Genomic DNA, 15,418 nt, shown 5'->3' on the forward strand with positions numbered 1-15,418 from the left:
AATTTGCGGGTTCTGTGGCTACTGTTTGCGTCGCGGCCCCACCCGGTGAGCCGACTGCCCGGTACCGACGGACGCGGAGACGCAACACAACGGCTAAACCGGGCCGCCGCGTTTCGGCGGTAATGGGGTCGGCGCAGTCCAAAGTCGGACGGCTAATCGAAACGTACGGTCTGGAGTCGATGGGTTCGGAGCTGGAACGGGCCTGGCTCGGCGACGGTCAGGAGCGCCAGAGCCTCCGTGACCTAGCTGACCGGTTCAACCGGGCCCTGCTCGTGGCCGCGATACGCGACGCGGGGATGGACGTGGTCGACGGTGAACCGGCGAACTTCTATCGCCTCCTGACGGCCGATGACGTCAGCGCGGGCAAGCGGGTCGAAGCCCGGAACCGGCTCGAACGGGCCGGCATCGACGTCGAACGGCTGGAAGAGGAGTTCGTCACCTACCAGGCGATTCGCTACTACCTGACGGAGGTTCGCGGGGCGAGCTACGACCCCGACCGCGAGACCGAGCAGGTAGAGCGCGAGCGTGACACCATCGACCGCCTCCGCAGCCGGGTCGAGACCATCGTCCGAGACACGGTCGACAGACTGCAGACCGCCGACAGGCTCACCGTCGGCGAGTACCGCGTGTTCGTCAGCATCGACATCCGCTGTCAGGACTGCGGGACGCGCCACAGCATCAGCGACCTCCTCGACCGCGGCGGCTGTAACTGCCGGTAGCGTCCCCGGCCGTACCCAGTCCCTTAGATGTCGGTAATCCGGGTGTACTCCTCGGGGAGCGCCTGCGCGTCCTCAGGGAGCAACGCGACGACGAGGTAGGTGGGGAACTCCGCGAAGTACTCCACGAGGGCGGCGATGCGCTCCGCGTCGATTGCCTCAAGCGAGTCCAACAGCATGAACGGGACCTCTTCGTACACGTCGTGGACGAGGTAGCCGGCGAGCGCGAACACGAGCCCGGTCACCTCGCGCTCGCTCTCGCTCAGGTGGCCGACCGTGTCCTCGTACACCGTCCCTCCGTCGGTGCTCCTGACGACGTGGAGGGTGAACGTCGACCCCGTGACGCCGTCGTCGCCGCCGACGACCGGGCCGTCGGGCGTGTCGGTCCGTTCGAGCCAGATACGTTCGATGTTCCCGTAACCGAGAATGTCGAGCAAGTCGGCCATCTTCTCGTTGAACTGGTCGGTCGCCTCGGCTTCGAGCCGGTCGATACGCGACCGGAGGTCGATCAGCTCGTCGACTACCTCTTCCCGTCGGTCGGCTAGTTCGTCGTTCCGACGGATTTCTGACTCGATGTCGGCGATCTCCTCGCTCACCTCGTCCCGCTCTGATTCGAGGCGGTCCAGTTTCAGTTCCAGTTCGTTCGCCTCCGTATGGAGGTCCAGCACTTCGTCGAACTCCTCGGTCCGGAGCGTCGTCACCCGGTCCTCCAGTTCCTCGACGCGGGCCGAAAGGTTGTCGCGTCGCTCTCGGAGGTCCGCTACGTCCGACTGCCGGCGCTCGATTTCGGCATCGACCTCCGTAATTGTCTCCGTGAGTTCTCGTGCTCGCGCGCGTGTCTCCGAAATTTCGTCACGCTGGTCGGTTAGTTCGTCAAGGTTGTCTTCGACATCGTCAATCTCTGTGATCGTCTCCTGAAGGTGGTCGCGCATACTCTGGAGTGTCGACTCGATACGGGCCGGCTTCACTCGCGAGCCACAGGTCCAGCAGGTCGTCTTTGATCCCTTGTACAACTGTTCCGTGATGTCACCTACGCTCTCGGGCTTTGCGTCGATGGCATCAGTTATTTCCCGGTGTTCGCCGGATAGCAGTTCTTCGTTGAACTCGATGACGTTCTGCAGTTGGGTGGTGTACTCTGAGAGTTCACGCTCCCGTTCCCGAAGTCGTTCGATGTCTGCATCTAGGGATTCGAGTCGGTCATCTGGTGAGTCTGGGAGCCCGGACCGTTCGACTGCGAGGTTGCCTCGCTCGTTGCGTAACGCCGCAATGCTCTCCTGTTCTGACTGAATATCCTCGCGGACGCGTTTCAGTTCGGACCGAGTCGCTTGGAGTTCATCGAGAGCAGTCTCGAGTTCGTCCCTGTTTTTCTGTGTCGTCTGGAAATCGACGTCCCGCTCGTCGATGCGTCCTTCGACACGCTTGAGTTCGTCTCTCGTCTCGGCAATTTCCTCGCGTAGATCCGCCTGCTGGCGTTCTAGGTCGGGAAGCTCACGCTTGAGCGACGCGATACGATCGAGTTCCTCGTCGATCTCCTCCTTGCGCTGCTCGGCCGCACGTATCTGTCGGTGGATAGACGCCACATCGACGGGTCGCATGATAATCTCTCGGAGGTTATCACCCCGCTCGACAGCCCGCCTGGCCTCGTTGTCTTCGAGCAGGAACGCGAACAGGTCCGCAACAGTCGGGTCCGTGAGAAGACCGATGCCCGACCCGACAACCCCGTCGTCGGTTCTGGTCAGTGTTCGGGTGTACGTCTCACCTCCCAGTGAGAACTCGATGTGCCCCTGATCAGCGTCACCTTTGACGCTTGCCCACTCGCTCCCGTGAGCGGCCACCACTGCCTGCAGGAACGAGGTCCGATTCGTCGCGTTCCGGCCCTGGAGCACCGTCACCCCTGGCGGGACCTCGACTGTCGTCTCGTCGATGCCCCCTATCTTCTCGACGGTGACGGTCGCCACTTCCCCAGATACCGAGAGTGAACCCATGTTTCGGTGTGAGCGAGTTACGGGCATAAGCACTATGACGCGCGTGGCACCGACCATCCAGACATTGACCCTAATAGATGGAAGTGGCTAACAAGCATATGCCTGTTATTCAACCGAATCCTCAGACCTATTTCCGTGCAGAAACAATCGCCTATATCCATATATCGAGCAGATTCGATAAATAACACGCTCAAACGTGTATCTTTATATCACCCAATCGGCGTAGCTGTCGATGTCGTTGACCATGACAGATCAACACCAGGCTGAGAGTGCGCTTCGCGCTCACGTGACCTCCGTCAAGGAGGACCTGATGACGGGCGTATCGTTCATGATTCCCTTCGTAACTATCGGGGGGATTTTCCTCGCGGTCGCGTACGCGATAGGGGACACACAGGCAGTGTTCGGGAATACCGGCTCGGCGGGCTGGTTCCTGGCACAGATCGGCGTGGCCGGACTGACAATTATGGTGCCCATTCTGGGCGGCTACATCGCGTACGCCATCGCGGACCGCCCCGGACTCGCCCCGGGATTCCTGCTGGCATACATCCTCCAGCAAGGGAACGTCGTCGCCGAAGCGGCGACAGTAATCGGCATCTCCGGCGGCGAAGCCGGTGCCGGCTATCTCGGCGCCATCGTCGCTGGGCTGCTGGCCGGGTACGTCGCGCGCTTCTTCAAGAATCTCGACGTTCCCGAGTTCATTCAACCAATGATGCCGGTGTTGCTCATCCCAGTCGCGACGATGGCAGTTCTGACGCCGCTGATGCTGTTCGTGCTGGGCGTTCCCGTCGCACTCGCTAACGAGGCTCTGACCTCCTTCCTGCAGTCGATGCAGGGCGGTCAGGCTATCGTCGTCGGCCTCATCCTCGGGGGGATGATGGCCTTCGATATGGGTGGCCCAGTAAACAAGGTCGCGTACGTGTTCGCCACCGGGCTCATCACCGAGGAAATCTACGCTCCGATGGCCGCAGTGATGATCGGCGGGATGATTCCGCCAATCGGCCTCGCGCTCTCGAACTTCATCGCGCCCCACAAGTACGCGGCCGAGATGTACGAGAACGGGAAAAGCGGTATCGTGCTCGGCCTCTCGTTTATCACTGAGGGCGCGATTCCGTATGCAGCCGCGGACCCGCTGCGTGTCATCCCGGCTATCGTGGCCGGTAGCGCTGTCGGCGGTGCGACATCGATGGCCCTCGGCGTCACGATGCCCGCGCCCCACGGCGGTATCTTCGTGGTCCTGCTGTCGAATCAGCCACTCGCCTTCCTGGGCAGCATCCTGCTGGGCTCGCTTGTGACAGCGGTTGTTGCTACGGTTATCAAGCCGGACTTCGAAGACCGTGTCGACACCGGGGCAGAGGCGAGCAGTACACAACCGTCGGACGACTAACTAGACTGACGACAATGACAGATGCAATCTCAGCGGACGACATCGAAGAACTGATTCCGGCGAACCACATCTCGCTGTCCGAGCCGCCGGCAGAGAAGGAAGCGTGTATCGAGTCCCTGCTTGACCTGCTGGTGGACGGCGGCAGAGTCGAGGACCGCGAGCGCGCACTCGAAGCACTGCTGGAGCGCGAATCGGAGACGACAACGGGCGTCGGCATGGGGATCGGGATTCCACACGCGAAGACTGACGCTGTGAGTCAGCCCTCGCTCGCGTTCGCTCGCTCCGAGGAGGGAATCGACTTCGGTTCCATGGACGGCGAACCCGCGACGCTCATCTTCATGATCCTTGTCCCGGAGGCCGGTGGGGAGGAGCACCTCGACATCCTCAGCTCGCTCTCGCGGGCTCTGATGCACGACGACGTCCGGGACCGGCTCCACGCGGCGGAGGACGAAGCGACCGTTCAGGACACGCTTCGGGAGGCCATCGCATGACGGTCGAACGAACTGTAACGGTTGTTCCGGAGGCGGGGTTGCATGCCCGGCCGGCGTCAGCGTTCGTCCAGGCCGTCAACGATCACGAGGCGGAGGTCTCGGCTGGGCGTCCGGATGGTGACCTTGTCCAGGCAGCGAGTATGATCGCCATCACCAGCCTCGGTGTCGGACAGGGCGACGACATCAAACTGGTCGCCGACGGCCCGGACGCAGAAGCCGTACTTGACGAGCTGGAGCGAATACTAACAACACCAGAGGGGGAACTGGACACTGACGATGGCTGACCGCACACTCCACGGGACCGGTGCCACGCCGCGCTCCGGGGTCGGGACGGTTGTCTGGTACGGCCGCGACATCTCGCTCCCGGACCCTGACGACGTGAAAGTCGACCCCGAGGCAGAAGGCCGGCGATTCGCCAACGCCGTCGACACCGCTCGCGAGGAACTAGCGTCCGAGCGCGAAGCGACTGCCGAACGCGTTGGTGAAGACGAAGCCGCAGTGTTCGACGCGCATATCCAGTTCCTCGAAGACCCGACTATCGAGGAGGCCGTCGAGACGATGATCGGCGAGGGCCAGCCCGCCCCGAACGCCGTGGACGCCGCGTTCGGCGAACATATCGAGCAGTTCGAAGGGATGGACGGCCGAATGGCCGAGCGTGCGGACGACCTTCGAGACGTGCGTGACCGCCTCCTCCGTCTGTTGACGGATGGGGAACGGGTCGACCTCGGTGACTTGCCCGACGGCAGTGTCGTCCTCGCCGAACGGTTGACACCCAGCGACACGGCACAGCTCGACCCGGACCGCGTGGCCGGCTTCGCTACAGTCACGGGCGGACGGACATCGCACGCGTCGATTTTCGCCCGCTCGCTGGCCCTCCCGGCCGTTGTCGGTGTCGGAGAAGCGCTCGAAGCCATCGAAGACGGAACAGAAGTGGTGATCGACGGCGATAGCGGCGAAGTGCTGGTCGCCCCTGACGACTCCGAGCGAGCGGCCGCGGCAAGCGACTCGGGAGCCGCTGTCGTCGATGCGTCCGTCGAAACCACTGACGGGCGACACGTCGAAGTGGCGGCAAATATCGGCCAGCCGGCGGAACTGAAGCCCGCAGTAGAACGAGGGGCTGACGGCGTTGGCCTCTACCGGACCGAATTTCTCTTCCTCGACCGGGAGACGCCGCCGTCTGAAGACGAGCAGTACGAGGCCATCCGTGAGACACTCGACACGTTCCCGGATGGGCGCGTCGTCGTCCGGACGCTGGATATCGGTGGCGACAAGCAGATTCCGTATCTCGACCAGCCAGATGAGGAAAACCCATTCCTCGGTGAACGGGGAATCCGGCGCTCGCTCGGCCCGGATTCGGACCTTTTCGCCACGCAACTCCGTGCACTTCTGCGTGCTGCTGCGGACGGCGCCGGGGACCTCGCCATCATGTTTCCGATGGTCGCTACGGTTCCCGAACTCGACGCTGCACTCGACGCGCTGGACACGGCAGCGGCTGATATTGAAAAGTCCGACGCCGTTGATGTCGAAGTCGGCGTCATGATCGAAACACCGAGCGCCGCATTCATGGCCGGCGAACTCGCGGCGCGAGTCGATTTCCTCTCTATCGGAACGAACGACCTCACACAGTACGTGATGGCCGCTGACCGAGAGAACGAGCGCGTCGGTGACTTACACGACCCTTCGCATCCGGGCGTCCTCCGGGCAATCCATCGGACAGTTACCGCAGCCCACGAAGAAGACGCCTGGGTCGGAATGTGTGGCGAGATGGCCGGCGATCCCGACTTAACCGAGCTTCTTGTCGGTCTCGGCCTTGACGAACTCAGCATGAGCGCCGTGACGATTCCGGAGGTCAAGACGGCCGTCAGCGACACCGAGTACAGCACCGCGAGTGAGCGTGCGGACCGCGCCCGACTCGCCGCAACGCGAAGCGAAGTCCACACCACACTAGACACATGAAACTCGTCGCAGTCACCTCCTGTCCGACTGGTATCGCACACAGTCAGATGGCAGCTGAGAATCTTGAACAGACAGCCGAAGAACAGGGTCACGATATTAAGGTAGAAGTACAGGGAGCGATGGGTGCGGAGAACGAACTCTCCGAAACGGACATCGAATCCGCCGACGCCGCCATCATCGCCTCGGACACGTCGGTCAGCCAGGACCGGTTCGGCGGTATCCCGCTAATTAAAGGCACAGTCAAAGACGCCGTTAACGACGCCGAAGGCATGATCGCTGATGCGCTTGCGGCTGCTGACAGCGACGCATCGGACACTGGGTCCGATGTAGATGGATCCGAGTCCACGAGTACCGATTCTACTCAGCAGCGCCGTCGTGGTGGTGACCGTTCGAAGAGTCTCGTGGCTCGGTTGAAGCGTCTGTTCAGTTGAGTCGGAGGTATACCCCGCTAACGTAGGCGATTCATCGAACTGCCATAGCGGATTTACCCACTTTCACGAACGGAGCTAATCTGAGAGTTGAGATCACGATCTCAAACGCCGGAGTACGCATCAGTTGCAATGTCCAACCCAGTCCTTCTCGAGGGGCCGGTGGTTTTGGCTCGCTGGTGGTTATTCCTCACCTTCACCAGCGGAGTCACATCTATCCCTACCGCCGTTTCTTGGGGCAAGAAGATAACCCAGAACTGTTGTTCCTGACTCCGGACCGACCCGAAACTCCACGGTCTGTCGCTCCCGAGCGACGCCAAATTCGGGGAAGTATTCGGTTGTCGTAGTGCGAACGTCGTTTGTACCCAGTGGGTGAACGCTCAGCAAGGGCGGCTCATCGTCGGCCACTGCCCGGTGGGATGCTCGTACTGTCCCGGACTCGTCGATTGTGATAGCAATATCCGGGTGGAAATGGAGACGGGAGATGCACGGCTCGGTCTCAGTATCAGGCCCGCGGAGTGTATCGCGGACAAGCCACCAGTCATCTGCCGCTACAATTTTCCTGGTGTGTTGATACGACGCTGGCGAATGTGGGTTCGTCACGTAGTGGCCATCGAAAACCGCCGGGTCTGTCCCTTCGTACTGTACCGTCGGTTCCGTCCGCGCCCCCATCAGATACTTTCCACCGATCTCTATCGGCTCGGTGTTGCCAACCTGTACCGTATTGTGGCCAGCGACACCTCTGACGTACTGTCTGCGGTCGTCGCTGGCATAATCATATACACCGGTATCTGTAAGCACACGCTGTCCACCGACCCAGAGCAAGATACTCAGCAGGTCGTTGTGAGAGTGACCGGGTAAATGCGAAGGCCCGACCGGGCCGCCGTCAACTAACAGACGCCCATGGTCTGTATTGAGCCAGTAGTACCCTGTTTCTCCACTCGCTGGATTGCATGCCGGGGCGGGACGGTCACTCGACTCGAATCCGGCGGCAGCAGCGTACCTCAAACAGTCGGCAAGCGGAAGCGCCTGACCGAACACGGCGTCGTTGCAGAGCGGAAGCCGTTCGTCTGGGGGACAGAGGAACCGCAGATACGCTACGGCCTGCGTCGTCATCGCTGTCAGCCAGTTGGGGAGTGAGCGATCACTGGCTGCCAGCACGGCGCACGCTGTCACGAACCGCGTTGTCACGATTGCATGATACATCGGCGACCGTTCATAATGGCCACCGTCAGAAAGAAACTGCTTAGCCCCCATACGACCGAGTATAGAGAGCCCCTCCGAAACCCAGGACGTATCAGAATCCGGGAAAGTGAGCCCGCTCATGAGCAGTGCGAGCCCGTTCTCGACGAGGTGATTCCCGCCGACATCACCTTCGATATGGTTTTCGAGGAAGAGCGAATTCCGATATATTTCTCTGGCAAGGGCCTCGATGAGTTTTTCTGGAACGTCTTTCCGGGTGCCTCCAGTCCGCCACGCGAGGTATCGTGTGAGTGTTTGAATGCGGAGTGACACTGCCCACGGCGTCCATACGTCTCGAAGGTACCCCGGCTGGCCGATCTCGATACTATCCGTCCAGTCCCGCACCCACTGGTCGAACACATCGACAACCCTATCGGGGGCCGACTGTGGGTCTGTGAACCCCAGCGCCGCCCATCGAAGCGGTTCGAACGCGTATAGTTTCAGCGGCCAGAGCAGCGGATAGTCGTCGAACCGGTCGTCAAACCAGTTGAGTTGGTCTGGCGACCGTAGCTGTATGGTTCTGTTGAGGAATGTCAGATTACCACCGGCCGCCCGACGGCTCCGTTGCTGGAACATCTCGACGGTCGTCTCTGAAAGTTCTGGCCGAAGCAGGCGAAGGTCCGTTTTGACCGGAGTGGTTGCCACTGAGAGGGCTTGAGGAATCGCCGCGTCGTATTGTGCGTCGAAGTCCAGCGGGAGTCGTGTGAGTACGGAGTTACGAGTCGTTCGCTCAACCATCCCGAGTACCTGAGCAGGCTCCAACTGTGTGAGCGTGTGTCCGTACAATCTGACCGCTTTGGGAAGCGTCTGCAGGGACTCAGTCATGCTCAGGTTCTGGGGCTGTGTACGATTCCAGTTGTTCGCCTGTTGTCAATGTTCGAAACACCTCGCCGAGTCGACCCGCGATGGCCTGCCGATCGTATGATTCGGAGACGACTCTGTGTCCGTCTCGACCCATCGCCACTCGCTTGTCGGGGTTTTCGAGAAGACTGTCAATTGCTGCCCCAATGCTCTCGGGAGTGGGTTCTGTGTGAATCCCTGCCTCTGTATCCGTTGCGAACCGCTTTATTTCCCCTCTTCCGGTGACGACAACGGGTAGCGAGCACGCCATGTACTCGTAGAGCTTCGTGGGTATTGCGTAGTCCAGTTCCGGACTGTCTTTTATTGGAGCCAATCCGATAGTTGCAGTATCAAGGATCTCCGGGATTCGCTCACGGTCCACCAGCCCGACAAACTCTACGCGGTCTTCAAGCCCAAGTCGGTCTGTCACATCTTTGAGCCGAGACACCTCGTCACCGTCGCCGACTAACTGAAGCACTGCATCGTCGCTTGAAATGTGTTGCATTGCCCGGATACACGGTTCGAGTGCCTGTGCACTCCCGATATTACCGGTGTAAACGATTCGCGAGCCGCCGTTTTCAGGGGACGATACGGAGGAAAACCGGGTGATGTCAACACCGTTCGGGACGACTTGAACCCGGTCCCTGAGTTCGCTACCGTACGTGTCAGCGACTGCTTCTCCAAGCGTCTCAGTCGTTACTGTAATGCAGTCGGCGGAGTGCAGCGCGAGGCGCTGGAACGCGCGGCCGGCTGTTACTAGGGGACTATCTGCTGAAATGTATCCAAGGGCGATTGAGTTCTCAATCCACAGGTCGCGGACATCGATTACCCAGGGAGTTCCAATGGCAGCAGCCACGAGTCCGGGGAACCCAGTGGAGATCGGTGGCGTAGATGTCATGACAACGTCGTACTGCCGGAAATTCAAGACTAGCCAGAGAGCCGCATGCAGTGCGAATATCAGGTAGTAGGGAAGTCGACGAAGCAGAGAGGGGTTCTCCCTCTGTGGCTGCCACGTCCACAGGCGGTGGACGACCACACCCTTATCGCGGTCTGTCTGTTTGCGCTTCCAAGTCCGTTCGAAGTTTCCCGGTGGGTAACAGAGGCACGGTGCCAGAACGGTCACGTCAAAGTCGTCACCGAGATTGACGGCTGTGTCGTGGATTCTGGATGCATTGCCGCCCTTTTCAGGGGGATACCGCTGAGAGACGATGACACAGTCAGTCGTCATCGTCGTGAAATGTGTACATCGCTCGGCCCACTCTCAGATGTTCCGCCCTCGATTTTGACGACGGTCCAGTGCCCGATCGCCTATCGCTACTCATCAACATCGAATCGTTGCACTGTACCCATGACGGGAGTATTAGTATACGTTTGATACTCTTGTGGTGCTCCGAACCTGAATCCGTTATGTACACTATTGAATCGGTATATATTGACTTATTAGGGATTCTCGATCTTGAATAAAGTGTGCTGATAGATCAAAATATGGTCAAAGTACCAATCTGTATTATAATAAACTATCCTGACCTGTCTCTCAAACAAAGAGCCTCAGAAACAGAGTATGAGACGTTCAGGACAGATTATTCGTGGACTCTGTATGCCATATAGACCAGTCTGTAACGGCCTCAAAAATAGTCATGATTAATGAATCTCACTCCCGCGACACTGGATGGCTAAAATAAGTCAGATTACAGTCGTAACCGTCAAAACCACAGTTTCCGTATGTCCGTGATCGGTATCGTGCTGTTCCATACGAGTCAAATTTGGTGTCTGACTGAAGTAGTCTCTCTATACGGCTGAGTATAGCGTCCTGTGCTCAAGATGCGGATCAACCACGCTATACGATATCTTGCCTCAAGGTAGGATACTCTTACTCCTATCATGTATTATTAACTTAAGATAAGCTAACTGCCTGTAAATATCTTTAGTTGGTAATTAAAATGGGTCAAACTCACTTTGACTGGTAGCATCAGTAAATACGGGACCTACACCAGCGGTGAGTGTGATGAATACCGAATCGGAGCAAAGTAATAAGTCATTAACTGAAGAAGCGGACGGAAAGAACGGGCGGAACAAATCACTTGACGGGGGCCAACAAGGTACGATTAACCGCAGGGCATATCTCAAAGCGGGTGCTGTCACAGTCGCCGCACTTGTCGGTGCGAACAGCGTCGCTGCAACCGCATCGTCTCAGCAGACGCAGTATATGACTGATTTCAGTGAGTACGCGCTATGACTGAAGACATAACCGAGCACGGTGCGGTGGCGAACCCGGACGACCCTTCGTTCGATGCGGCGAAACGTAACTGGAAGGCAGTGCTTGACGCGGCAAATGCTACTGGCGACGGTGGCGAAATTTACGTCCCAGAGGGAACGTTTTATTTCGCTCGTGACAGTCGGTCTTCGTTCTTTGAGTTCGGTGGGCAGGAGCCCGCCGGCATATCAATCACCGGGGCCGGTCCAGAGCGGTCAGCGCTAGGGGTGAGCAGGCACACCGACGCGTCATCCCACCCGATCCAGACAGGATTTTACTACGACGATGGTGCCGATCATGGCACGGTCACAATCCGTGATATACGGCTGGATGGGAACTACGAGAATCTACCGGACCTTCGCGGTGCTGGCGGGGGTTCTAGATGTATGAATATCGCTGGCAGTGGAGATGTACATTTCTCGAATGCGCATATCCGCGGCTGGTATCAAGAGGCTATCCTTGGCCGGGACGTGCTACGGACCGTCGACCGGTGTACGTTTGAAGATAACGCCATTGCGGACCACAATTATTCGGGTGGCGGACACATCGGTCACCACATCACCACTCATGCGAGCGAGGGCAACCCTCTCACAGTGACGAACTCCCATTTCATCGACTGTTCCGGGAGCGCAATCGATGTCCGGTTTAACACTGGCGAGATACGGATGCGAGACTGTTACGTGACAGGGACGGGTGCCAACCTGTGTAAGTTGAGCGCCTCCTCGCTGTTCGATGTCCGACGAGTATACCATCGCGCCAACACGCCTTCGCTCGAATCCAAACTTGATGAGAAGTCGGGCGAGAATTTTTATGGCCGCTGTTTCATCAACAGGCTGTCCGACCGCACCGGCGGTGTACCGACAGTGTATCTCGAGAATGTCGAAACCAGAGACCACATGGGATACGCTATTCAGGCCGCCGCCGGACAACTGAATCTTCAGGGTGACAATTTTGCGATTCACAACGCAACGTTCGAGCTAGCTGACGAAGTGTTCCGTGACCGTGACGGGGCGCATTTCTCCGATGTGGCTCTCGACCGCGTGTCAGTGCACAACTGCGAGCGGGAATTGTTCGGCACGCAGGACTCGGACGGGGCTATCAAGACACTCGCGCGTGATAGGAACGGCGGTCTCGGCGACACCGGCGCTATTACGATTGAGGCTGACGAGCAGGGTGCCGACCCGCTCACACCCGATGTGCCGACTGCTTCCGATGTCGGTATCAACTCGGCGTCCGATGACTCTGGGCAGGAAACGACCACTACCTCAGAGCCACCGTTGTTCGATCACTGGACACCGCAGTGGTCCAGTTCCACGAGTGATTGGAGTGTCGACACCGGATCGCAGTTCGCAGGAAACTCTGCTCTCGCCTTCGAGAACACTGACGGGAACCGTACCCGATACGCTATTTCCGCGGACAATGTCGGCCGACCGGCGGACGTTGAGGTACTAGATAAGTTTCGAGTTCCATCGTTCGCTGCGGAGACAGAATACGGGTTCCACGCACGGGTGTATCTCCGTGGCTCGACGGTTGACGGTAATGCCAACGGCTACTGGATAGAGGTCGAAGACCGTGCAGACGCGTTCCGTCTGGGTAAATACACTGACGGGAACGTGAGAACGATTGCCCGATTCGGCACGCCACAGGAGAATGAATACTTCTACAGGCGGTTCCGTGCCGAGGGGTCCGAGCTGAAAGCGAAGGTGTGGCCTGCTGGGACGGACGAACCAACCGAGTGGGATGTTGTCGAGACTGACAGCGACCACGCTGACGGCTGGGTTGGGCTGGGGTCGTTCGACCCGCAACCCGTCGAAACGGACGTGTTCAGTGCCGTGACTGGCGGTGCCACCGCTCAATTCCTTGGCTCCGAGACGACAGATACGACGCCGTCTGTATCCTGGGCAACGCCGACTGATGGTGAGGTAGCGAGTGGCGAGGTGACGGTACAGATCGCAGCAAACGACGAGGAAGATGCGGCAGACGCACTGACTGTAGAACACCGCCTCGGCGACGCTAGCTGGAATACGGCCACATACAACGCTGAGACTGGGTATTTCGAGGACACGTGGGACACGACAGGAGTTGACGGGGGCGACTACCGACTCGAAGCGCGTGTGACCGACTCCGCCGGAAACGACGCCACTGCCTCGGCCACCGTAACCGTAGACAACGGGACGGCTTTGAGCCCCCCGAAGATCGAAGCCGTCGAAGTGAACCGAACGAATACTGATGACTGGTCACGATTCGATGTTGACTGGACCGTTACGGACGCCGATGGGGACCTCGATATGGTCGTCACGACGCTCCTCTCTCAGGGAACAGTGGTGGCTGCCGATAGCACCCGTGTCAGCGGGAAACAGGACAGTTACACGCACCGATTGCGAGACCGCGGCCAAGTCGACGAACTTCGGATCACAGTGAATGACGTCGAGAATCAGGTAGATAGTCTGAGCGAACCGCTGTAGCTCCCGCTCCGTGTTATTCATCTCCCTGTCTGTGGGGCGAAGTTACGATTCAATCGTCGAACGGTTTGTCACTCTTTGTAGCCGAGTTTGCGGAGTTGGAGTCGGACGTTTTCGGAAATTTCGCTCTCAGTAGCTGTAACTTCGGCGTTTGCTACCGACTGAATGTGGTCGTCTAAAGCCCCGGCCAGCCTGTCGTATGCGACAGACTCAATGTCGTCTGGTTGGTTGATCTTTTCCGGTTCGGAGTGGCGCCTGCAAAAAATCTCCTCACCCGTCTCCAGATCCCTGATGAGCTTATACTCTCCGTCAGTTCCCATTAGTCCGCCGTCGTCGTGGTCGTAGCTCTCCGTGAATGCGATACGGTCGCTGGTAGCATCAAAATTTGGTCCGGCGATATCTCGTCCGTCGACTGACTCTGGTGCCTCGATACCGGCTCTTTTCAGTATCGTCGGGACTAGATCGACATGTGAAACCGGGGTCTCTATCTCCCCACCGCTAATCTCAGGTCCATCAATCATCATTGGAACATGAACGTTCTCCTCATAGAGAGCGCTTCCCGGATGAAAAACAAGTCCCTTCTCGTTGAACGCTTCGCCATGGTCCGACGTGAACACAAGGAGTGTCTCTTCGAGACCGAGCGTCTCGTCGAGTCGCTCTAGCAGGTTCCCAAGCTGCCGGTCGAAATACTCTATTTCACCACGATACAGACGCTCAAGGGAATTTATATCGCTCTCGGCGGCCTCGGACCGTTGTTGGTTAACTTTATGAAATAGTTTTACTGCCCGTCTCCGGCTGATTCCTTCACTGACTGTCCCCTCGTGAGGATAGTACGGATTATGCACATCCATGTAATGTGCCCATACGAAGACGGGTTTAGACTGCTGTTTGGTCCAGTTGACGATATGCTGATTCAACTCTTCGGCCGGCTTGTAGAGGTTACTACCAAGCTGAATCCCCAGCCGCTTACCGGCGTTCTGGTACGTCCAAAAAACGAGATCTGAGAGTTGCTCGGTAGCGACAGCCCGTTCCACGGCCGTGTTGAACAGAGACGTGAGCTTGGAGTCTGTGTCCCCATCTCCTCCACTGTCACGACCCAGATAATAGTCGAACCCTCTATCGTAGTTGTATGTCGGGCTTAGATACGTGTTCGAGTGAAAGCCACCTGTGGCGTACCCCTCTTCGGACAACCGCTCCGCAATATGCACTCGGTCCGGATCGAAGCCAGTCTCCGCTGATTCGAACGTCCAGGGATAGCTCCCGCTCAGAATCGAGAGAAACGATTGCTTCGTGTATGGCGCATTCGCGTATGCAGTGGAGCACGTGAGCCACTCTTCGGTCATCTGCGGAAGCGTTTCGAGCGAGTCAGGAGCCTTCTGCCCGGAAACATAGTCAGCACGCAGTGAATCGACGGTAATGAAAACGATATTTTTCATTGCCATTCCCTCCACTGGCCGGAGTTATATCCCACAAATCGAACCCGTTCGCGTTTCATCAAATAGTCTCTCGTGTGTATCCAATTTGGATTCGACATGGGTAGTTTAGCAACATTCAAGGAAATAATTATACGTTCCCTAACCGAGTAACACGCCAACTCCGACGTTATCCCCACTTGATACGGATTATGAATCAATATCTCACAGAACTACTCGACTACCTG

Annotated in this window: 11 protein-coding genes; 7 read left to right on the forward strand and 4 right to left on the reverse strand. The window is 58.3% G+C overall.

Going from position 1 to position 15,418, the window contains the following annotated elements; all coding sequences use genetic code 11:
• Positions 1 to 122: 122 nt before the first annotated feature.
• Positions 123 to 719 carry a rod-determining factor RdfA gene (gene rdfA / locus DVK01_RS12975; protein WP_101351798.1) on the forward strand — a complete coding sequence of 199 codons (597 nt, stop codon included), beginning with the start codon at positions 123 to 125 and terminating at the stop codon, positions 717 to 719.
• A gap of 23 nt (positions 720 to 742) precedes the next feature.
• Here rdfA and DVK01_RS12980 read toward each other — a convergent pair whose 3' ends face one another.
• Entirely contained in the window at positions 743 to 2,701 is a 1,959-nt protein-coding gene (locus DVK01_RS12980; RefSeq protein ID WP_121537047.1) for an archaea-specific SMC-related protein, read from the reverse strand.
• Positions 2,702 to 2,945: 244 nt separating this feature from the next.
• Here DVK01_RS12980 and DVK01_RS12985 point away from each other — a divergent pair, with 244 nt between their 5' ends.
• The 5 genes from DVK01_RS12985 to DVK01_RS13005 are packed head-to-tail and all read left to right on the forward strand — an operon-like array spanning position 2,946 to position 6,963.
• On the forward strand, positions 2,946 to 4,085 hold the full coding sequence (locus DVK01_RS12985; RefSeq protein WP_394337672.1) for a PTS fructose transporter subunit IIC: 1,140 nt from the start codon (positions 2,946 to 2,948) through the stop codon (positions 4,083 to 4,085).
• Positions 4,086 to 4,099: 14 nt separating this feature from the next.
• A complete protein-coding gene (locus tag DVK01_RS12990) occupies positions 4,100 to 4,576 on the forward strand; it encodes a PTS sugar transporter subunit IIA (protein WP_101351801.1) in 477 nt (158 codons plus the stop codon).
• On the forward strand, positions 4,573 to 4,860 hold the full coding sequence (locus DVK01_RS12995; protein ID WP_101351802.1) for an HPr family phosphocarrier protein: 288 nt from the start codon (positions 4,573 to 4,575) through the stop codon (positions 4,858 to 4,860). The genes DVK01_RS12990 and DVK01_RS12995 overlap by 4 nt, the downstream gene beginning before the upstream one ends.
• Positions 4,853 to 6,532, forward strand: coding sequence for a phosphoenolpyruvate--protein phosphotransferase (ptsP, locus tag DVK01_RS13000; RefSeq protein ID WP_121537051.1), 1,680 nt, complete (start codon positions 4,853 to 4,855; stop codon positions 6,530 to 6,532). The genes DVK01_RS12995 and ptsP overlap by 8 nt, the downstream gene beginning before the upstream one ends.
• A complete protein-coding gene (locus DVK01_RS13005; protein WP_121537053.1) occupies positions 6,529 to 6,963 on the forward strand; it encodes a PTS fructose transporter subunit IIB in 435 nt (144 codons plus the stop codon). Before ptsP ends, DVK01_RS13005 begins: the two co-directional genes overlap by 4 nt.
• Positions 6,964 to 7,143: 180 nt before the next feature.
• Here DVK01_RS13005 and DVK01_RS13010 read toward each other — a convergent pair whose 3' ends face one another.
• Together DVK01_RS13010 and DVK01_RS13015 are read right to left on the reverse strand one after the other, a co-directional pair.
• Positions 7,144 to 9,027: a heparinase II/III family protein gene (locus DVK01_RS13010; protein WP_121537055.1), complete on the reverse strand. Its 1,884-nt coding sequence runs from the start codon at positions 9,025 to 9,027 to the stop codon at positions 7,144 to 7,146.
• Positions 9,020 to 10,270: a glycosyltransferase family 4 protein gene (locus DVK01_RS13015; protein WP_121512776.1), complete on the reverse strand. Its 1,251-nt coding sequence runs from the start codon at positions 10,268 to 10,270 to the stop codon at positions 9,020 to 9,022. The genes DVK01_RS13010 and DVK01_RS13015 overlap by 8 nt, the downstream gene beginning before the upstream one ends.
• A gap of 1,004 nt (positions 10,271 to 11,274) precedes the next feature.
• Here DVK01_RS13015 and DVK01_RS13025 point away from each other — a divergent pair.
• Complete coding sequence (locus tag DVK01_RS13025) at positions 11,275 to 13,761, forward strand: right-handed parallel beta-helix repeat-containing protein (RefSeq protein ID WP_101351808.1); 2,487 nt, start codon at positions 11,275 to 11,277, stop codon at positions 13,759 to 13,761.
• A 68-nt stretch (positions 13,762 to 13,829) separates the two neighbouring features.
• Here DVK01_RS13025 and DVK01_RS13030 read toward each other — a convergent pair whose 3' ends face one another.
• A complete protein-coding gene (locus DVK01_RS13030; protein WP_233562787.1) occupies positions 13,830 to 15,200 on the reverse strand; it encodes a sulfatase in 1,371 nt (456 codons plus the stop codon).
• Positions 15,201 to 15,418 lie beyond the last annotated feature (218 nt).

It is taken from the genome of Haloarcula sp. Atlit-120R, assembly GCF_003665885.1.
Classification (GTDB): domain Archaea; phylum Halobacteriota; class Halobacteria; order Halobacteriales; family Haloarculaceae; genus Haloarcula; species Haloarcula taiwanensis.

What these genes read in the sequence shown, in the direction of transcription:
- rdfA (WP_101351798.1), top strand. Translation starts at nt 123, where the DNA reads ATGGGGTCGGCGCAGTCCAAAGTCGGACGGCTAATCGAAACGTACGGT.
- DVK01_RS12980 (WP_121537047.1), bottom strand. Translation starts at nt 2,701, where the DNA reads ATGGGTTCACTCTCGGTATCTGGGGAAGTGGCGACCGTCACCGTCGAG.
- DVK01_RS12985 (WP_394337672.1), top strand. Translation starts at nt 2,946, where the DNA reads ATGACAGATCAACACCAGGCTGAGAGTGCGCTTCGCGCTCACGTGACC.
- DVK01_RS12990 (WP_101351801.1), top strand. Translation starts at nt 4,100, where the DNA reads ATGACAGATGCAATCTCAGCGGACGACATCGAAGAACTGATTCCGGCG.
- DVK01_RS12995 (WP_101351802.1), top strand. Translation starts at nt 4,573, where the DNA reads ATGACGGTCGAACGAACTGTAACGGTTGTTCCGGAGGCGGGGTTGCAT.
- ptsP (WP_121537051.1), top strand. Translation starts at nt 4,853, where the DNA reads ATGGCTGACCGCACACTCCACGGGACCGGTGCCACGCCGCGCTCCGGG.
- DVK01_RS13005 (WP_121537053.1), top strand. Translation starts at nt 6,529, where the DNA reads ATGAAACTCGTCGCAGTCACCTCCTGTCCGACTGGTATCGCACACAGT.
- DVK01_RS13010 (WP_121537055.1), bottom strand. Translation starts at nt 9,027, where the DNA reads ATGACTGAGTCCCTGCAGACGCTTCCCAAAGCGGTCAGATTGTACGGA.
- DVK01_RS13015 (WP_121512776.1), bottom strand. Translation starts at nt 10,270, where the DNA reads ATGACGACTGACTGTGTCATCGTCTCTCAGCGGTATCCCCCTGAAAAG.
- DVK01_RS13025 (WP_101351808.1), top strand. Translation starts at nt 11,275, where the DNA reads ATGACTGAAGACATAACCGAGCACGGTGCGGTGGCGAACCCGGACGAC.
- DVK01_RS13030 (WP_233562787.1), bottom strand. Translation starts at nt 15,200, where the DNA reads ATGGCAATGAAAAATATCGTTTTCATTACCGTCGATTCACTGCGTGCT.